Origin of the sequence: Shewanella algidipiscicola (assembly GCF_003605125.1) — a bacterium.
GTDB lineage: Bacteria > Pseudomonadota > Gammaproteobacteria > Enterobacterales > Shewanellaceae > Shewanella > Shewanella algidipiscicola.
The window spans coordinates 102,055-118,902 of the sequence record NZ_QPQT01000001.1 but is presented as its reverse complement, the minus strand read 5'-3'; the positions used below and the strand labels follow the sequence as shown (position 1 = coordinate 118,902).

Here is a 16,848-nt window from a genome sequence, read left to right as displayed (position 1 = left end):
TTAAACACGCTGCGCCACAAATAGAGTCGTTACGATCAGTCTAGCAGTTAAGTCAGTCAGCCCTCAATTGGCGCAACATAAGCTGCTAATGTTAGCTATTTGTGGCCAATGTTGTTAGTTGGCCCAGCTGATCTCAGTCGTTAAGGTATGACTGCCATAGGGGGCTAGTGTGACGTTATCCTCAAGCACATTGGCCGCTTCGAGACACACCATGGTGAGATAATCATCATGATTAAAGCGTGCGAGCTGCTTGGATTTATCAATCCATGGGTTCCACAGTACCGCTGACTGGCTATTGCGGCGACAGACATTAATCACCCCTTGTGGCGTATGTAGCTGCTGTTGGGAGCCAAGGGCATTATAAACCCTATCGGTTTCTTGGTTGAATATCACTTCATCAGTGGCCTGCGCATAGGGCCCCTCACCAAATTCAATGTAATGGGCACCACTAAAGCCTGTAGCCTTAAGTTGGTGAATGTCGCCAATAGGGAAATAAGTATGTAAGGCTTGTGTTAGGCTCACGGTTTCATCGCTGAGATTGGTATTGATTAAGCTGACACTTAAGGTATCGCTGAGGGTAAATAGCAGCTCGACTTTGGTGTCATGGGGCCAGCTGATCCTATCGTCATCGTTGATGGATAAACTAAATTTCAGTTCGGCTATGTCATTGCGCAGCTGCACCGAATCGAGCGTCCAAATACGAGTGCGCGCAAAACCATGTTGTGGCCATTCTGGATGATTACTCATACCAAACCAAGGCCAGCACACGGGAATACCACCACGAATACCATGTCCTGGCTGATAATCATCGGCGCTCGATACCCAGAGTAACGGAGGCTTACCCTTAGGGGTAAAACGGTCGATCTGCGCGCCTTGCATAAAGATCCGCGCCTCGCATAAGGGCGTGTCGATTTCGACATAGTCGAGTCCGTTAGGGTGTTTTTTGGTGGTAACAGAAGCCATCGTCTTATCCTTATTGCCCAATATTGGCCTGAGGCGGCAGAGATGTTAGCTTAACGTTTTTTTTATTTAAGCATAAGTATCGCATTGATTTTTTTTGCTGCTTTATTATCCCCGCTCAATATTATTAGTCTTATCAGTGCTGTATTTTTAGGCTGATTTGGTTAAAGTGAGGGAGCGAGATCAAGTGCCATGTTTAGCTTGTCTCTTGACGAACATATTGACGCTCAAGTTCGATGCATAGGTGTGCAGTGGCCGTTACTGTGACTACATGGGTGGTGATGCAATCGTCTTTGTCACGTAACAGAACTTAAGCTCGGTATGACGTAATGGATGAAATAGCGATTAATAAGGATGATTCAATGCCTATCTATCAAGCTCCGCTTCGAGATTATCAATTTATATTAAGTGAGTTACTGTCGATTTATCAGCGCCGCGATCTACAAGGATTCGATGAGATTGATGCGCCATTAGTGGACGCGATTCTACAAGGGGTTGCAGATTTTACTACCGACGTGATGTTGCCATTAAATAGCAGCGGCGATGTCGAGGGCTGCGAAATTGTCGCCGGGCAAGTACGCACCCCAACAGGTTTTAAAGCGGCCTATCAACAATATGTAGACAATGGCTGGGCTACATTGACCAGCGATCCTGATTATGGTGGCCAGGGGCTTCCCGAGTCGGTGGGGATATTTGCTACAGAAATGAACACCTCCACCAATATGGCGTTTGCCATGTACCCCGGCTTAACTCATGGGGCGTATGCGGCGATTCATGCCCACGGCAGTGAGGCGCTTAAAGCGAAATATTTAGCCAAATTGGTCAGCGGTGAATGGAGCGGCACCATGAACTTAACGGAATCCCATGCGGGAACCGATCTGGCGCTACTTCGCACCAAGGCACACGCGATTGATGAGCAATATTATGCTATTAGCGGCGAGAAAATTTTTATCTCATCGGGCGATCATGACTTGGCCGACAACATAGTGCATTTGGTCTTGGCTCGTCTGCCCGATGCGCCTGCTGGGGTGAAAGGGATCTCCCTATTTGCGGTGCCGAAATATCGCGTCAATGACGATGGCAGCTTAGGCGAGCACAATGGGGTGGTCGCTAGTGCGCTGGAACATAAAATGGGCATTCATGGTAATTCAACCTGCGTGATGGTGTTTGATGGGGCCATGGGGGAACTGGTGGGCAAACCCCATCAAGGTTTACGTGCCATGTTTACCATGATGAATGAGGCGCGCCTTGGGGTGGGAGTGCAAGGCCTTGGAGTATCGGAGATTGCCTACCAAAATGCATTAGCCTATGCCAAAGAGCGGACTCAAGGTCGCGCGCTGAGCGGTGTTAAGGCACCCGAACAGGCCGCCGATCCTATCTTAGTGCATGGTGATATTCGGCGTATGTTGATGGCACAAAAGGCCTTTAATCAAGGGGCGCGCGCCTTAATGGGCCAGCAAGCACTGTGGCTCGATGAGTCCCATCGCGCTAACGATAAGTCACTGGCTGCTAATGCCAGTAAGCTGGCCGCGTTATTTACCCCAGTGGTCAAAGGCTTTGTGACCGACCAAGGATTTAAGGCCTGTGTCGATGCTCAGCAGGTGTTTGGTGGCCATGGGTATATCCATGAGTGGGGCATGGAGCAATTTGTACGCGACAGTCGTATTGCGATGATCTATGAAGGCACTAATGGCGTGCAGGCATTGGATTTAGTTGGGCGTAAAATACTCAGCGATGGCGGTGCAGCTTTAGCCCTATGGGCTGAGATAGTGACCAGCTTTATTGATGAGCATAAAAGTAATGATGCCATGCTTCCCTATATTATGCCGCTACGTGATGCTTTAGAGGATCTGCAACAGGCCACAAGTTATATCAGCACTCATGCTGGGCACAATCCCGATATTATCGGGGCGGCGTCTATGCCCTATATGCAGATGTTTGGCATTGCCGCGTTAGCTTGGATGTGGGCGAGGATGGCGGCGGTGGCGTTGGCGGCGCTCGAGCATTCCTCGCAAGAGCAGGGGGTTTATCAGGATAAACTGAAAACCGCCGCGTTTTACATGGCGTATTGGGCGGTGCAAACTCGCAGTTTGGGGGTGCAAATTGAGTCCAGTAGTGAGCTTATCTGTTCACTGACCGAGGCCGATTTCTAAGGCACCATTTTTAATGACTGCTAGATAATGATATGCCGTGGTCACGCGGCATATCAGGGGGAATGATCACGCCTCTTTTAAAAATTGCAGTAAGCGATTGTTGGCAGGCATCTCATTATCAGCCATTAAGCGCATACCTGCGCGGGCGGCAAGCTGGATTATCCACTCAATGTCGCGAATACCACTGAGGGGATCGCGAGTCTTTAGCCAAGTATCAAATTCACGATTACTGGCGCTGCTGTAGGCTTGTTGATAATTAAACGGCCCGTACAGGCAGCATACTCCTCCTAGAGCTAAATGCTGCGATATCCCCTCAAACATGGCTTCTACCATGGCTTTACTCATAATATGCAAGGTGTTAGCGCTAAAGAGTGCATCAAATTGTTGCGACTCGCAGGGCCAAGGCTGCATAACATCAATAGTTAACGGCAGGGCAAGATTATCAAGGTGGGTCGCTAGGCTCACTCTAAGGCACAGCGGCGCAAGATAGGCGCCTTGATCGCTTGGTTGCCAAGTGAGATGAGGCAACTGCTCGGCAAAATAGAGTGCATGTTGTCCCGTGCCACTGCCGATTTCCAATACCTGAGTGGCCTGAGCAAAGCCGTGGCGTAACACAGATAAAATGGCCTGTTTATTGTTTTCGCAGGCTTGGGAGTAGGGCAGTCCATCAGCTTGATTCATTGCGGCTCTTTTGTGGTGGTGTTGATGGCTCACTTTACCTTAATGGCTTTGGCTGACTCAATAAAAAAGCGCCTCGACGGCGCTTTTTTGACTCATACACAGTGGCTATGTTAATAACCCGCTGTTTCACTGCCAGCTCGGCGTGGATCCGATGCGCCATAGATCCCCTCGGGAGTGACCATAATCGATTGGGTCGAGCCAATGGCATTGCCTATCGTCACTTTGTGGCCTTTGGCCTCTAGTAGCTTAATAGTGTCGCGATTGAGGCTTTTCTCAACCCTCAGCTCATCTGGCAACCATTGATGATGGACTCGGCTGGCATAGCTTGCTTCGGCAATGTTGAGCTTATGGTCAATCACATTCATGATCACCTGTAAGGTGGTGTTGATGATCCGCGAGCCCCCGGGGCTGCCGGTGACAATAAAAGGTTTGCCGTTTTGCATCACTATGGTTGGGCTCATTGAGCTTAACGGGCGTTTATGCCCCTCGACCGCATTAGCATCACCGCCAACTAGCCCATACCCGTTAGGCACGCCGGGTTTTGCCGAGAAATCATCCATCTCATTATTGAGTAAAATCCCTGTGCCTTGAGCCACTAAACCAGAGCCGTAACTAAAGTTAAGGGTGTAAGTGTTCGCGACTGCGTTACCCCATTTATCGACCACAGAATAGTGGGTCGTTTGTGGACTTTCATAGCCTGAAACTTTACCTGGGTTGATAAGATGACTTGGGGTCAATGTTTCTAAGGTGATGGTTTTAGAACGCTGTTTGGCATAGGGCTTACTGATAAGCTCGGCCACCGGCACAGTAACAAAGTCGGGATCGCCTAAGTATTTGCTGCGATCGCTATAGGCGCGCTTCATCACCTCAGCCATCACATGCAGGGTATCGGCGGTGTTATGGCCCATTTTATCGATGGGGAAGGGCTCGAGCATGTTGAGCATCTCTATGATGTGCACGCCGCCCGATGATGGCGGTGGCATAGACACTACCCGATAACCGCGATATTCGCCACTCACAGGTTCGCGCTCAACCACATGATAGTCGGCCAGATCGGCCAGAGTCATGATACCGCCAGCGTCGGTTACCGCAGTCACGATTTTTTCAGCCGTACTGCCTTGATAGAAGCCTTTACTGCCTTGCTCGGCGATCAGTGTTAGCGAGTGAGCCAGATCCTGTTGTACTAAGGTGTCGCCAATCTCAAAGTTACTGCCATCGGGTCGATAAAAAATCGCTTTCGAACTGGGCCATTGGCTAATGCGACGCTTAAGCCCTGCAAGGGAGGTGGCTAAATCTGGGGTAACGACAATGCCTTGTTTGGCTAAAGAGATGGCCGGGGCAATGACTTGTGCTAGGGTCATGGTGCCATATTGCGTTAAGGCTAATTCCATGCCCATTACGGTGCCGGGCACGCCTACGGCGAGGCCATGTTCACGGCTGAGCTTAGCGACGGCGTCGCCTTGCGCGTTTAAAAACATATCCTTATCGGCTTTTTCGGGCGCGACCTCGCGATAATCGATGGCAATAGTTTTATTGTCTTTGGCGATATGGACCAGCATAAAACCTCCGCCGCCGAGGTTACCCGCGCGCGGTAGGGTAACTGCTAAGGCAAAGCCAACGGCCACGGCAGCATCGACGGCATTGCCTCCTTGCTGCAAAATATCCACCCCAATTCGGGTGGCGAGCGCTTCTTGGCTGGCGACCATGCCATGCTTTGCCCATACCGGTTGGACGGTAGCGCTATTACTGTATATTGATGATTCAGCCGCGTGGCTATACTGGCTTAAGGTGAAAGGCAGTGAAAGCGATAGGGCGATAATGAGGGTGTTCAGTGGGCGCACAATTGATCCTTTGTGTCTAAATTTGTCCCTCAATGTGCCGACTATTGCTGTTAAAATCAAGCCGCTGGCATTATTAATAGTAAGTCATTGCTGTCAAAAGAGTGCCGTTAAAGCTTTTTTGCTAAAGCGTACTGTCAACATGCGGTTATCAAATGAAACATAGCAAGTGATGCTTGCCACAGCGTGTTGCTGCACTTAAACCATCATCCTAAAGGAGTCTTGTGCCCTTGTTTACCTTCACGTGCGTCAGTCAGATAAGTCAAATAGGCCAGCGGCAGTGGGCGCAGTTAATGGGCAGTGATAACCCCTTCAGCCGCTATGAATTTTTACACGCATTAGAAAACAGTGGCTGCGTGAGTATCGAAACAGGATGGCAGCCGATGCATGTCATCGTCAAGGTGCTTGAGGGGGATGAGACTGTCAATAGCACTACTGGTGCTGAAACTAACCTAGTCGCTGTCATGCCCATGTATCTTAAGACCCACTCCTATGGCGAATATGTGTTTGATTGGGCATGGGCGCAGGCCTATGAGAGGCATCAACTCAACTACTATCCCAAACTCGTTAGTGCCGTGCCTTTCACGCCAGTGACCGGGCCGCGGCTGGCAATATCGACGCAGTTAAATGCCGCACAGGTGCAGGCGTTGTTAACGCAGCTCAGTCGTTACCTTGAACAGCAGGTTGCACGTGTTGCAGGCTCTGGCTGGCATCAACTGTTTCATCCTCACGCCGAGCATCAGCGTTTGGCCAGTACCGGGTGTTTAACCCGCTTGGGCACTCAGTTTCATTGGCATAATCGTGGTTATCATGATTTTAATGCATTTTTAGCGCAAATGAGCAGCCGCAAGCGTAAAAACATCCTCAAAGAGCGACGGCAGTTACAGGATAAATCACTGTATTTTCGGTTTGTTGAGGGGCCGCAGATCACCTGTGATGCATTGCAACATTTTGTGGCGTGTTATCAAGCGACCTATTTTAAACGCTCAGGTCATAGCGGTTATCTTAACTTGGCTTTTTTTACTCAGCTGGTGGCCACCATGGGCGATGCGATACGCCTGTTATTGGTGAGCCAGCAAGAGGAAGGTGATGAGTCTATGATTGCGGCGGCGCTCTATTTTGTCTCTGACAGCACCCTCTATGGGCGTTATTGGGGCACCTTAGTTGAGCTCGATGGGTTGCACTTTGAGGCCTGTTACTATCAGGGGATCGAGTATGCTATTGCTCATGGGTTTAAGGTGTTTGATGCGGGGGCTCAAGGCGAACATAAGGTGTTACGGGGTTTTGAACCGGTGGAAACCTATTCGGCCCATGAGATAGCCCATGGGCAATTTCGCGCCGCCATCGCCGACTTTACCCAGCAAGAGCGGGTACAGGTACAGCATTACATGACACAGCTTAAACAGGCTCTGCCGTACAAAAAAGGGCAAGAGTGAAGCAGTTTACGTTAGAGGCTAGCGTCTAGCCCAGCGCCAGCCAGCAACCCACACCCACCATTAAGCTTCCGGCGATGCGGTTGAGCCATTTAATATTGTCACCACGGCTTAAAAACAGTTTGAGGGATTTACCGCCGCTGGCATAAGCCAACATACTAACAAATTCGGTCAACATGATGACGGATAACAGCATGATCATTTGCGGCGCAATGGCGTTATCGACATTGATAAAAGGCGGTAGTAAGGAGATCATAAAGGCCCAGCCTTTAGGGTTGGCGATGGCGGTGACAAAACCTTGAGTAATAAGGGCGCGATTACTGATAGAGGTTGAGGTTTCTAAACGGGCGAGTTTGCCTTTGGCGCGCCACATCTGTACCCCGATAAAGCCGAGGTAGAGGCCACCGACCCATTTTAAGATCTCAAATATCTGGGGGTAATTGAGCATCATGCTGGCCACGCCCATCACGGCGGCAATGGCAACTAGTGCCACCCCCACCAATTCACCTATCATCATCCACAGGGTGCGGCGTACGCCAATGCTCATGCCTAAGGTCATGGCTAAGGTCATGCACATACCTGGGGTTATCGAGACAAAGAAAAAGGTCGGTAAAAATACCGCAATAAGAATGTGTTCAGACATGGCGATAAGGACTAATCAGTGAATATAAACAGGCCGCTAGTGTAGTGATTTATCGCTTGGGTGCCAATAAAAAAACCAGCCCTTGAGCTGGTTTTTAGTATCCTATGAGAGCCGGTGGACTTTAGAGCACACCGCGGCGCACTTGGTCGCGCTCAATGGACTCAAATAACGCCTTGAAGTTACCTTCACCGAAACCTAAGTTATTTTTGCGTTGAATAATCTCGATAAAAATGGGCCCAAATAGGTTTTTGGTGAAAATCTGCAATAGATAACCCTCTTCATCCCCATCGACCAGAATTTGGTGATGCTTAATACGTTCTCTGTCTTCGGTGACTTGTGGCAGCTTGTCAAAGATGGTGTCGTAGTACTCGGGAATGATGTCTAATGTTTCAATCGAGCTGCCTTCCATCGCATCGAGCGAGGCCACTATGTCGCGGCTGCGAAAAGCCAGGTGCTGTACACCCGGGCCATCATACTCTTTTAAATATTCATCTATTTGGTTTCTATCATCGCCTTTCCCCTCATTGATTGGGATACAGAAACTGCCATCGGGTGAGCGCAGTGCATAGGAGATCAATGCCGTTTGCGAGCCTTTGATATCGAAATAACGCACCTCGGTAAAGCCAAATATCTCTTTATAGAAATTAGACCAATGCTCCATGGTGCCTTTGTAGACATTATTGGTCAGGTGGTCGACTTCGATAAAACCTTTCTCTTGGGTGATAACAGGCTCATCTAAGTCAATAAAGTCATTGGCATAAATGTTGTTTTGCTCACCAAAGGTGTCGATAAAATAGATAAGACTGTCGCCAATACCGTAAATTGCAGGATAGGGCAGATCTTTCGCCGCTGCTGTAGCAGGTTTTGCGCCGCGTGCCACGGCACCGTCAAAGGCAAATTGAGCGTCTTCCACCCGCCAGCCCATAGAACTAATCGCAGGGCCATGCTTTTTGGCAAAGGCGCAGGAGAAGCCTTTTTTGTCATTATTCAACAGAAAGTTGATGTCATTTTGTTTGTAGTAAAAAATCTCTTTCTGCTGATGTTTTTTTAATTTAGAGAAACCAAAGTCGATAAATACCTGATGCATAAACTCGCTGTCAGGCGTGCAAAATTCAGTAAATTCGATACCTAAGAGTCCTAGGGGATTTTGTTCGCTTGCCATGTCAATGTCCTCGTTCAATATGTTATCTCGCCGCTGTGTGTTGAACCATCGGCTTGAGCTGTGTCGGCAGCTTGGCTACCATGAGTGATTATTGTTTTTCTTCTATCCACGAGCGGTTGTAATCTGGGCTCATACAAGTTTGTACGTGCAGGGTGAGTTGTAGTGGGGCGAACGTATCGACCATAACGGCATATTCATATGTTTCGGTTTTGCCAATGGAAGCTTCGGTTCGTCCCGGTTGGGGCCCATGTGGTACCCCTTTTTGATGCAAGGTGAGGTAACCGGCTTCAATGCCTGTTCGGCTCATGAAGTCGCCGTCGACGTAATAGAGCACCTCGTCACTGTCAATATTGTTGTGGTAGTAAGGTGCCGGGATCGACTGGGGATGAAAGTCATAAGGGCGCGGCACAAAGTTACAGATGACAAAGTTATGGCCACTAAAGACCAAATGCTCAGAGGGAGGCAGGTGAATTTGCCCCACTTTAGGTGCGTAATCTTGGATGTTAAATGCCCATGGGTAAACACAGCCGTCCCAGCCGACTAAGTCAAATGGGTGCCATTCCAGTTGGGTGAGCTGGTAGCGCTCGCCAAATTTAGACACCAAGGGAAATGTCCCTTGCTCTACTGTGGCGTCTTGTAAGGTTGGCACCCGAATATCGCGCTCGCAATAGGGCGCCGATTCAGTCAGTTGACCATATTCGTTACGAAAATGTTTGGGCACTTCCACCATGGAAAAGGACTCAATCACCAATAGGCGGACATGATCAACATCGGTAAATTTAAGTTGATAGGTGGTGCCTCGTGGGATCACCAGATAATCCCATTTTTTGACACTAATGGTGCCATATTCGCTGTAAAGCATGCCTTGCCCTTCATGAATAAATACCACTTCGTCGGCATAGGCGTTACGATAAAACTCGTCGGTATCTTGAGTGACTTTGGCGGTATAGATTGCCACATCATTATTGAAAAAAATCTTATTACGGGCGGAGAAAAAGTGGCCTTGGCGATCCACTTGCTTTGAGTCAAGTTTGTAGTTTTGGATCAGTGGATCTTGCCAAGTTTCGCCGTGGTTTAATTCATAAGGCGCCACAGTTAATGCTTTGGTGGGCATATTGTGATGATATTTATTAGAGTAAATATTGGCAAAGCCGTGGGTAGAAAACAGCTCTTCACGATAAAGTTCACCGTTGTCTTTCTGAAAGGTGATGTGACGCTTGTGTGGGATCTGCCCCTGCTTGACATAAAACGGCATACTGTTCTTCCTCGGTGCTTTAACAGCACACAGATCTTGTTATTGTGGTGAACGCATTTTTTGTGACCGAGTTATCAATTTAGTTGCTAGCAATAACAAAAAAAAGAATAATAAATAGCTTAACTTAATCTGATAATTAGATGGTTGTATTTGCTTTACGCTTTGGAGGGCTGATGAAAATTGATATTGAAGCATTTAAGGTACTCGAAGTACTGGTAGAAGAGGGCAGCTTTGCCAAGGCGGCAGAACGTTTACACAAGGCGCAATCGGCTGTGAGTTATCAGGTTAAAAAACTAGAGCAACACTTAGGTGTAAAGCTTTTTTGTCGGGATAAGTATCGGGCCGAATTAACTGCAGAAGGTAAGGTTATGTTGGCCGAGGGGCAAAGGCTGCTGCAGTATCTGGGGAATATTGAACATTTAGCCAGCCGATTTAGCCAAGGCTGGGAGCCTAAATTGGAATTGGTGGTCGACGGTTCTTTACCTATGGAGCCGATAATGCGGGCGCTTAAGCAAGTGGCCGAGCAGAATATCCCCACCAAGATCCAGCTTAATGTAGAATTTTTAGGGGGGGTACAACACAGGTTTGAGCGTGACGCCGCCGATCTTATGCTGGTGAAGGACTATCGTTCTGGTCCTAACTATTGTCCTCAACCTTTGCCCATCATTAACAGTGTGCTGGTGGTCAGTCGCGAACACCCACTTGCCGCGATGCAACAGGTGGCCTTATTTGAGTTATTGCAACATGTCGAGCTCACCATTCAAGATTCATCCCCCAGTGTGCACCACAGTGACCAACTACAGTTTGGCGGCGACAAGGTGTTTTATTTATCTGGTTTTATTATGAAGAAAAATGCGCTGCAGATGGGCTTGGGTTTTGGATGGATGCCTGAATTTTTGATTCAAACCGAACTGGCCTCGGGGGAATTAGTGGAAGTGGACTTTATCGGCGCCAGTCGTTACAGCTTTACTCCGCAACTTGTCTCCACCATGGAGCGGCCTTTAGGCCGGGCTGGTCGTCTATTTACCGATCTGATTTTACAGGAGTTTGCACTGTATCAACACTCGCAGTGTAAGGTGGTTTAATTCCTATTACCCTACCAGCGTACCTGTTTAGTCTGGCTTCATTTCTGATACTACAGCAGCTCTTGCACGCCGCAGCCCTCTCGAATTATGATCCGCCGCAGGCTTATGCTCAGCCGTTAAGCTATGGTTCAGCTGCATTGACTTAGCCTAATACCCCGTTAGTTGGTTAAGGTGACGTGCTTATCTCTTTTGTCGTTAGTTTAGTGCTACGCGCCACATTGTTGGTTGCGAGTCCTGATATTTCGCTTTAGGAGGTCGGTATGAGTGATATTATGTCATTACAAATCTCTGCATTATATGCGCAATATGCTCAGCATTTTACCCAAGGTGAACACCTTGTATGTAGCAGTAAACTGCATGCTTTTACTGAACAGTTGCACGAGAGTGGCCTGTTACTAGAGTGCTTGGACTGGAATGATTGGTATCAAAATAGCCATCTTATCGATAGGCCTGAATATATTGGTGATGCTAGCTTGCAAGAGTGTCAGTTATTATTGACCGCTATGACGCGTCTTGAGCGCTTTAGTGTAGGTTTGCTCGATAATATGCGTCGCCAAGGCGTGTTATTAGCCATTTTAGAGCGACTCAACCAAATGACCCATAACTAATCAAACGCTAACATAACAATTAATTGAATTATTATTTTACAAGGCATTTCTTAAATGCTTGTCGGAGTGATGCTCGCTTGGCAATGTGACTGTGCTAACAATGAATAACGCGCAGTAACGAATTACTGCGCGTTATTTACCTTACTTAGCCTTTCCTATTGGCCCAACGCTTATCTAACCAAAGTGCCGATTGTTTCATCTGGCGTTGACTGAGTTTGAGCCAACGCCTTGCCCATGGGTATTCAATACTCAATACTGCGAGCCCTACAGGCAGTAGTAACCATGCAGGGCCTGGCAGTATTATTAGCACAGCACCAAGCAATACTAAGCTGCCTCCTATCATGGCGATAACCATCTTACGCAATGGGTTACCCATTAATTAATACTCCATAAATAGTGAACAGCAGGTTGAGTTAAGCGGCTTTGGTTTTGATGGTTTGTCCTATTGGCGTTAGGCTGAGTAGGGCCAGTTTTAAATGCTGGAGCCCAAACGGAATGCCGATAATGCTGACAAATAAAGCCAGTGCATGGACAAGATGACCTATCGCTAACCAGAAACCAAATAATAGAAACCAGATGACATTGCCTATCATACCCAGTGGACCGGTGCCTAGATCCTCAACGCCAGTTAAAGCTTTACGGTTGTGGCTTTCTTGACCAAAGGGCCAAAAAGCCATTTCACCAATCACAAAACAGGCGCGGCCAAAGGGAATGCCAATAATACTGATAAAACAGAGTATGCCGGCTAACCACCAGGCTAACCCCATCACTAACCCACCTAAAATAAACCATGCAATATTGAGTAGTAAACGAATGACGGTCATTGAGCGCTCCAGTTATTGTTTTCACTTATGCTATCGATGTCGCCAGTAAGGGCGAATGTGTCTCACGCTATTTCAGTATTGTTAATCACCTATAAATGCAATCAAGCGATAATCATGCCAACATTTAACCTACTGTTTATTATTGCTTTTTAATTTTCATTACACGCATAGATGGGATTTTTCACTACTGCTTAGCATATCAGACTAACAAATAAGCGGGAGTATGCTATCAACAGTGCACCGCCATAGCGTCGCTAAGGTACTTTATACTGAAGTTAGCCAAGGCGTAACAGCCCGTGTAAAATGGAGTTCTTTATCTATGATCGGCTTATGATACAACTGACTGATACACCAGTACATGTGCTACATGTTGATGGGCATGATGTTTTTGTCAAACGAGATGACTTACTCCATCCGGCTTTTTCTGGCAATAAGGCGCGCAAGTTTGCCTATTTTCTCGAGCAGGACTTCCCCAGTATTGACACTTTGGTGGGATATGGCTCACCCCAAGCGAACTCACTCTATTCTATGTCCGCACTGGCTAAACTCAAGGGCTGGCAATTACAGTTTTATGTCGATCATATCGCCAGCCACCTCCTTAACAATCCGCTGGGTAATTACCGTGCAGCGTTGCAAAATGGCGCTAAGATTATTGACTTAAGTCAGTGCCTAGATAGGGGACAGCATGATTGCGCGGATTATATTGAGCAATGTGTATTACCGGGCCGTGACGAGCTGTTATTTATCCCAGAAGGTGGACGTTGTCATTATGCAGAACCTGGGGTGCGGCAATTAGCACGTGAGATCATAGCGTGGAAACAGGCCGAGCAGTTAAGTCAGCTTACGGTTTTTTTACCTTCGGGGACGGGAACCACAGCGCTATTTTTACAAAAGAGTTTTACCGAACTCGATGATAGCATTCAAGTAATGACATGCTCAGCCGTTGGCGGGGATGATTACCTTAAGCTGCAATGGCGAATGTTGGCTAGCGATGAGTCTATGTTTCCTCAAATTTTGAGCCCGAATAAACGTTACCATTTTGGTAAGCTTTATCCCGAATTTTTCCAAGTATGGCAAAAGCTTAAGCAAGCTGGAATGGAGTTTGAATTACTGTACGATCCACTCGGCTGGCTAGTATTACTGCACTTTCTTGCAAATAAGCCAATGGCTAAGGTGCTTTATGTACATCAAGGTGGAATACTGGGGAATGAGTCTATGTTGCCGAGATACAGGAGAAAATATGGGGGGTAATATCACTTGGCTAGGTCAGTATCTGTGAAAGTGATACAACCTAGGCCAAATGAAGTGTGCTGAGTCGTTGACGAATGATGTCAATCCTACTTGTTGCGTTAGCAACCTTCGATACGAAGAGAGGAGGTGTATCGAATAGCCTGAGATTTATTTATTGCTTGAAAGTAACCATTTCATAAACTGTAACGCTTCGGTACGTTTTGAAAAGGTTTGTCTATTTTTACCAACACTGTCAGTAAATGCGATAGACGTTTTGTTTGATGATATCGAGGCCACTGGAAAATTAACCGTGATCTCTTGACCGTTCATATTGTACGACATAGGCCATACTCCTTTAATAATGACTGCTTGGTTAGCAGTTGAAATTTAATAATAAAAATATCCTTAGCTTTAGCGAAAGATGAATTCTAAGTTACTGAGACTATCCATTTCTTTAGCGCTAATCAAGTCGACGTTGTGGCTTAATCTGATAATCGTTGTTAGACAGATCACAACATTGAATTGTTAGCCTATAGAGTTAACCATCGTTTGATGACAAATCTATGACAAAAGAGATGCTGCTGATTTTTGTTGGATGCGATGACTGAAGGGTCGAGCTATACAAGCAAATGGGGCAGGAAGTTCAATTGAGCGAGTATATCGACAAGTTAACCTTTGTCAACATATTGCTGTCATTATTGTTGTTTTATTTCATTCGTTAGCCTTATCGCTATCATTATGTGCATTTTACGCAACATACGTGAGTGGCTAAGTGAATGATTGAACCGTGCCTTTTTAGCGGTGTGCTGTTTAGGTATTGTTTTATTAAGGCTTGTTTGCTCAATGAGTGCTTTGAATATTATCTATTATGCTTGCCTAGGGCCTGTTGATCTTTCAAGCTTGTTGTTACAGCGAATTGTTGGGTATTTATACAAGGCAGAAGCTTTGTGGTGGAGTTATTCCACATAAAAAGCTAAGAACGCAGTAGAAATACTCAACAAACACTGCCCGAAAGGGTTGGCTAAAAACATTTGACTCTTTGTTAAGTGAATTTTGCTTAGATGGCTAGGCTGTAATCCACTCGCCTCGATTAACACGTTTTTGTTTCGAACAACATTCAACCAGCAAAGATCAATAGGCCCTAGGTTTTATGCTGGAGTTGGTTGAATAACCTTATGACAACTGGTCACTGGCAATATGATGGTGATGGCAGAGGTTAGCTTAATACTTTTGATTAGGTAAAGTAGCGGAAATGTCATTAAAAATATAGATAACATGTGATCTTCAATGGCTTAAGGTGATTCTAAATCCCGCTATACGAGTTATAATCAACGCAAAATAAGTACACACATTTAAAAGCAGTAACGGGATGATGTATGGCTAAGGTGTTAGATTCAGTTGATCAAAGAACAAAATTGGTGGGTGAAAATCGTTTAGAGCTCTTATTGTTCCGTATTAATGCCACCCAATTGTTCGCCATTAATGTCTTCAAAGTGAAAGAGGTCGTTAAACTGCCGGCGTTAAGTCATCTTCCTGGTAGCCATGACAGTATTAAAGGGGTGGCCAATATCCGCGGCGTATCGATTCCAGTGATCGATTTACGTCGTGCCATTGGCTATCAGCCGATGGCAGAGAACCTTGAGGCTAATTTAATCATCACTGAATATAACCGCAGCGTGCAAGGTTTTATGGTGGGTAAGGTTGAGCACATCATTAACATGACCTGGGGCGACATTATGCCGCCTCCGAAAACCGCTGGTAGTAACAGTTATTTAACCGCTATTACTAAAATTGAGGTCGATGGTGGAACACAATTAGTGTCAATTATCGATGTAGAAAAGGTGCTGGCTGAGATCATCCATTACGATATCACGCTATCTGATGGCGTGTTAGATGAGTCATTGGTTGAGAATATGGTGGGGCGCAAGATTTTAATTGCCGATGACTCCTCAACAGCTAGGCGGCAAATTAAAGAGACCTTAATGCCCTTGGGTATCGAAGTGATAGAGGTATCTGACGGTTTGCAAGCGCTGAAGTTGTTGCAAAGCTGGTGTGATGAAGGGATTAACGTTTACGATGAGATTTTGATGTTGATAACCGATGCAGAAATGCCTGAAATGGACGGTTACCGGCTCACCCATGAGATACGTAATGACAAACGTATGCAGGCATTATTCATCACCCTCAATACCTCACTCAGTGGTAGTTTTAATCATGCTATGGTCGAAAAGGTGGGCTGTAATAAATTTATCTCAAAGTTCCAGCCGGATTTATTGGTCGGTGTGGTGCAAGATCGTCTCAGGCAGTTAGTCGAGGCTTAAATGTGAGTTTCTTGGCTGGCGATGTCAGCCAAGATTTGCCGTTTGACGGCTTGAGTACTAACGATATTAAGGCGGCAGACTCTGACCGCGTAGGCAAAACGCTCTCGCCCGACGAGCGTTACAATATCATGTAAAAAGTGGCGGTCTAACCCCAGCATCTGGCTGTAATGCTCTACAGCATTAGCAATACTGCGATATTGAACCCCATCAAATTCAAACGCCAGTTGATAATCTTGATTGTCAATCAGCACTCCATCGATGCTCAGTGGCCAAGGCGCAACACTTACGCGGGTTTTAGCCACTTGATACATAAACCAAGCACTCTTTTTAAACCCCTCAAACACCTTACACGAAAACTCAGACTCGGCGAGTTCTTGCTCTGTCCAGTTTTCACCAATGGCTAAATGTTTAGCATAAATGCGCATTAATTCATCTTTAACTGCCATATGGCAATCCCAAATAGAGGTTAATGGCGAGCGTTTGGCAATGTTGAGGCACTCTTTACAGCAGGGGACGGCTAATGAGGGATGGGGAGTGTAAGGCTGTGCTTCATAATGCAGCACGCAATCGCAAGGTTCACTGCAAAACCAACAGGTGTGACGTTGCTCAAATGGGATATCGATTAACGGGATATCAGCAGACAAGGGAAGTTCCC

16 protein-coding genes are annotated in these 16,848 nt (G+C 46.7%); 6 read left to right on the top strand and 10 right to left on the bottom strand.

Translation table 11 applies throughout. The features are described 5' to 3' along the window. Positions 1-114 precede the first annotated feature (114 nt). Complete coding sequence (locus tag DVO77_RS00510; protein WP_119976897.1) at positions 115-963, bottom strand: D-hexose-6-phosphate mutarotase; 849 nt, start codon at positions 961-963, stop codon at positions 115-117. 359 nt (positions 964-1,322) lie between these two features. On the opposite strand from DVO77_RS00510, the gene DVO77_RS00505 reads away from it, so the two are divergent. Continuing rightward, on the top strand, positions 1,323-3,113 hold the full coding sequence (locus DVO77_RS00505) for an acyl-CoA dehydrogenase C-terminal domain-containing protein (protein WP_119976896.1): 1,791 nt from the start codon (positions 1,323-1,325) through the stop codon (positions 3,111-3,113). A 66-nt stretch (positions 3,114-3,179) separates the two neighbouring features. Here the strand turns inward: DVO77_RS00505 and DVO77_RS00500 are convergent, their stop codons facing one another. Together DVO77_RS00500 and ggt are read right to left on the bottom strand one after the other, a co-directional pair. Then, entirely contained in the window at positions 3,180-3,794 is a 615-nt protein-coding gene (locus DVO77_RS00500) for a DUF938 domain-containing protein (RefSeq protein WP_110458002.1), read from the bottom strand. A 110-nt stretch (positions 3,795-3,904) separates the two neighbouring features. After that, entirely contained in the window at positions 3,905-5,635 is a 1,731-nt protein-coding gene (gene ggt, locus DVO77_RS00495) for a gamma-glutamyltransferase (protein WP_110458001.1), read from the bottom strand. 221 nt (positions 5,636-5,856) lie between these two features. Between ggt and DVO77_RS00490 the strand changes: the two genes are divergently transcribed. Next, positions 5,857-7,068, top strand: coding sequence for a GNAT family N-acetyltransferase (locus tag DVO77_RS00490; protein ID WP_373317394.1), 1,212 nt, complete (start codon positions 5,857-5,859; stop codon positions 7,066-7,068). Between the two features lie 25 nt (positions 7,069-7,093). On the opposite strand, the gene DVO77_RS00485 is transcribed toward DVO77_RS00490, so the two are convergent. The 3 genes from DVO77_RS00485 to DVO77_RS00475 form a co-directional block, all read right to left on the bottom strand. Beyond that, the gene (locus DVO77_RS00485; protein ID WP_119976895.1) at positions 7,094-7,708 is read right to left on the bottom strand and encodes a LysE family translocator; all 615 of its coding nucleotides are present in this window, start codon (positions 7,706-7,708) and stop codon (positions 7,094-7,096) included. A gap of 121 nt (positions 7,709-7,829) precedes the next feature. Then, a complete protein-coding gene (gene hppD, locus DVO77_RS00480) occupies positions 7,830-8,870 on the bottom strand; it encodes a 4-hydroxyphenylpyruvate dioxygenase (protein WP_110457999.1) in 1,041 nt (346 codons plus the stop codon). 88 nt (positions 8,871-8,958) lie between these two features. Then, on the bottom strand, positions 8,959-10,125 hold the full coding sequence (locus tag DVO77_RS00475) for a homogentisate 1,2-dioxygenase (protein ID WP_119976894.1): 1,167 nt from the start codon (positions 10,123-10,125) through the stop codon (positions 8,959-8,961). Between the two features lie 173 nt (positions 10,126-10,298). Here DVO77_RS00475 and DVO77_RS00470 point away from each other — a divergent pair, with 173 nt between their 5' ends. Beyond that, positions 10,299-11,210 carry a LysR family transcriptional regulator gene (locus tag DVO77_RS00470; RefSeq protein WP_119976893.1) on the top strand — a complete coding sequence of 304 codons (912 nt, stop codon included), beginning with the start codon at positions 10,299-10,301 and terminating at the stop codon, positions 11,208-11,210. Between the two features lie 260 nt (positions 11,211-11,470). Next, positions 11,471-11,818: a DUF6508 domain-containing protein gene (locus DVO77_RS00465; RefSeq protein WP_119976892.1), complete on the top strand. Its 348-nt coding sequence runs from the start codon at positions 11,471-11,473 to the stop codon at positions 11,816-11,818. Positions 11,819-11,963: 145 nt separating this feature from the next. On the opposite strand, the gene DVO77_RS00460 is transcribed toward DVO77_RS00465, so the two are convergent. Together DVO77_RS00460 and DVO77_RS00455 are read right to left on the bottom strand one after the other, a co-directional pair. Beyond that, positions 11,964-12,194 (bottom strand): PGPGW domain-containing protein, encoded by a 231-nt coding sequence (locus DVO77_RS00460; RefSeq protein WP_110457995.1) that lies wholly within the window; start codon positions 12,192-12,194, stop codon positions 11,964-11,966. A 37-nt stretch (positions 12,195-12,231) separates the two neighbouring features. After that, positions 12,232-12,642, bottom strand: a complete 411-nt coding sequence (locus DVO77_RS00455; RefSeq protein ID WP_110457994.1) for a YccF domain-containing protein — start codon at positions 12,640-12,642, stop codon at positions 12,232-12,234. Between the two features lie 330 nt (positions 12,643-12,972). Here DVO77_RS00455 and DVO77_RS00450 point away from each other — a divergent pair, with 330 nt between their 5' ends. Continuing rightward, a complete protein-coding gene (locus DVO77_RS00450) occupies positions 12,973-13,893 on the top strand; it encodes a pyridoxal-phosphate dependent enzyme (protein ID WP_119977076.1) in 921 nt (306 codons plus the stop codon). A 147-nt stretch (positions 13,894-14,040) separates the two neighbouring features. Here the strand turns inward: DVO77_RS00450 and DVO77_RS00445 are convergent, their stop codons facing one another. Beyond that, a complete protein-coding gene (locus DVO77_RS00445) occupies positions 14,041-14,214 on the bottom strand; it encodes a hypothetical protein (protein WP_110457992.1) in 174 nt (57 codons plus the stop codon). A 1,034-nt stretch (positions 14,215-15,248) separates the two neighbouring features. Here DVO77_RS00445 and DVO77_RS00440 point away from each other — a divergent pair. After that, positions 15,249-16,193 carry a chemotaxis protein CheV gene (locus DVO77_RS00440; RefSeq protein ID WP_110457991.1) on the top strand — a complete coding sequence of 315 codons (945 nt, stop codon included), beginning with the start codon at positions 15,249-15,251 and terminating at the stop codon, positions 16,191-16,193. On the opposite strand, the gene DVO77_RS00435 is transcribed toward DVO77_RS00440, so the two are convergent. Beyond that, a complete protein-coding gene (locus DVO77_RS00435; RefSeq protein WP_119976891.1) occupies positions 16,190-16,837 on the bottom strand; it encodes a hypothetical protein in 648 nt (215 codons plus the stop codon). The two genes, DVO77_RS00440 and DVO77_RS00435, sit on opposite strands and share 4 nt — an antisense overlap. Between the last annotated feature and the right edge of the window lie 11 nt (positions 16,838-16,848).

What these genes read in the sequence shown, in the direction of transcription:
- DVO77_RS00470 (WP_119976893.1), top strand. Translation starts at nt 10,299, where the DNA reads ATGAAAATTGATATTGAAGCATTTAAGGTACTCGAAGTACTGGTAGAA.
- DVO77_RS00460 (WP_110457995.1), bottom strand. Translation starts at nt 12,194, where the DNA reads ATGGGTAACCCATTGCGTAAGATGGTTATCGCCATGATAGGAGGCAGC.
- hppD (WP_110457999.1), bottom strand. Translation starts at nt 8,870, where the DNA reads ATGGCAAGCGAACAAAATCCCCTAGGACTCTTAGGTATCGAATTTACT.
- DVO77_RS00465 (WP_119976892.1), top strand. Translation starts at nt 11,471, where the DNA reads ATGAGTGATATTATGTCATTACAAATCTCTGCATTATATGCGCAATAT.
- DVO77_RS00455 (WP_110457994.1), bottom strand. Translation starts at nt 12,642, where the DNA reads ATGACCGTCATTCGTTTACTACTCAATATTGCATGGTTTATTTTAGGT.
- DVO77_RS00510 (WP_119976897.1), bottom strand. Translation starts at nt 963, where the DNA reads ATGGCTTCTGTTACCACCAAAAAACACCCTAACGGACTCGACTATGTC.
- DVO77_RS00475 (WP_119976894.1), bottom strand. Translation starts at nt 10,125, where the DNA reads ATGCCGTTTTATGTCAAGCAGGGGCAGATCCCACACAAGCGTCACATC.
- DVO77_RS00485 (WP_119976895.1), bottom strand. Translation starts at nt 7,708, where the DNA reads ATGTCTGAACACATTCTTATTGCGGTATTTTTACCGACCTTTTTCTTT.
- DVO77_RS00440 (WP_110457991.1), top strand. Translation starts at nt 15,249, where the DNA reads ATGGCTAAGGTGTTAGATTCAGTTGATCAAAGAACAAAATTGGTGGGT.
- DVO77_RS00445 (WP_110457992.1), bottom strand. Translation starts at nt 14,214, where the DNA reads ATGTCGTACAATATGAACGGTCAAGAGATCACGGTTAATTTTCCAGTG.
- DVO77_RS00505 (WP_119976896.1), top strand. Translation starts at nt 1,323, where the DNA reads ATGCCTATCTATCAAGCTCCGCTTCGAGATTATCAATTTATATTAAGT.
- DVO77_RS00450 (WP_119977076.1), top strand. Translation starts at nt 12,973, where the DNA reads ATGATACAACTGACTGATACACCAGTACATGTGCTACATGTTGATGGG.
- DVO77_RS00500 (WP_110458002.1), bottom strand. Translation starts at nt 3,794, where the DNA reads ATGAATCAAGCTGATGGACTGCCCTACTCCCAAGCCTGCGAAAACAAT.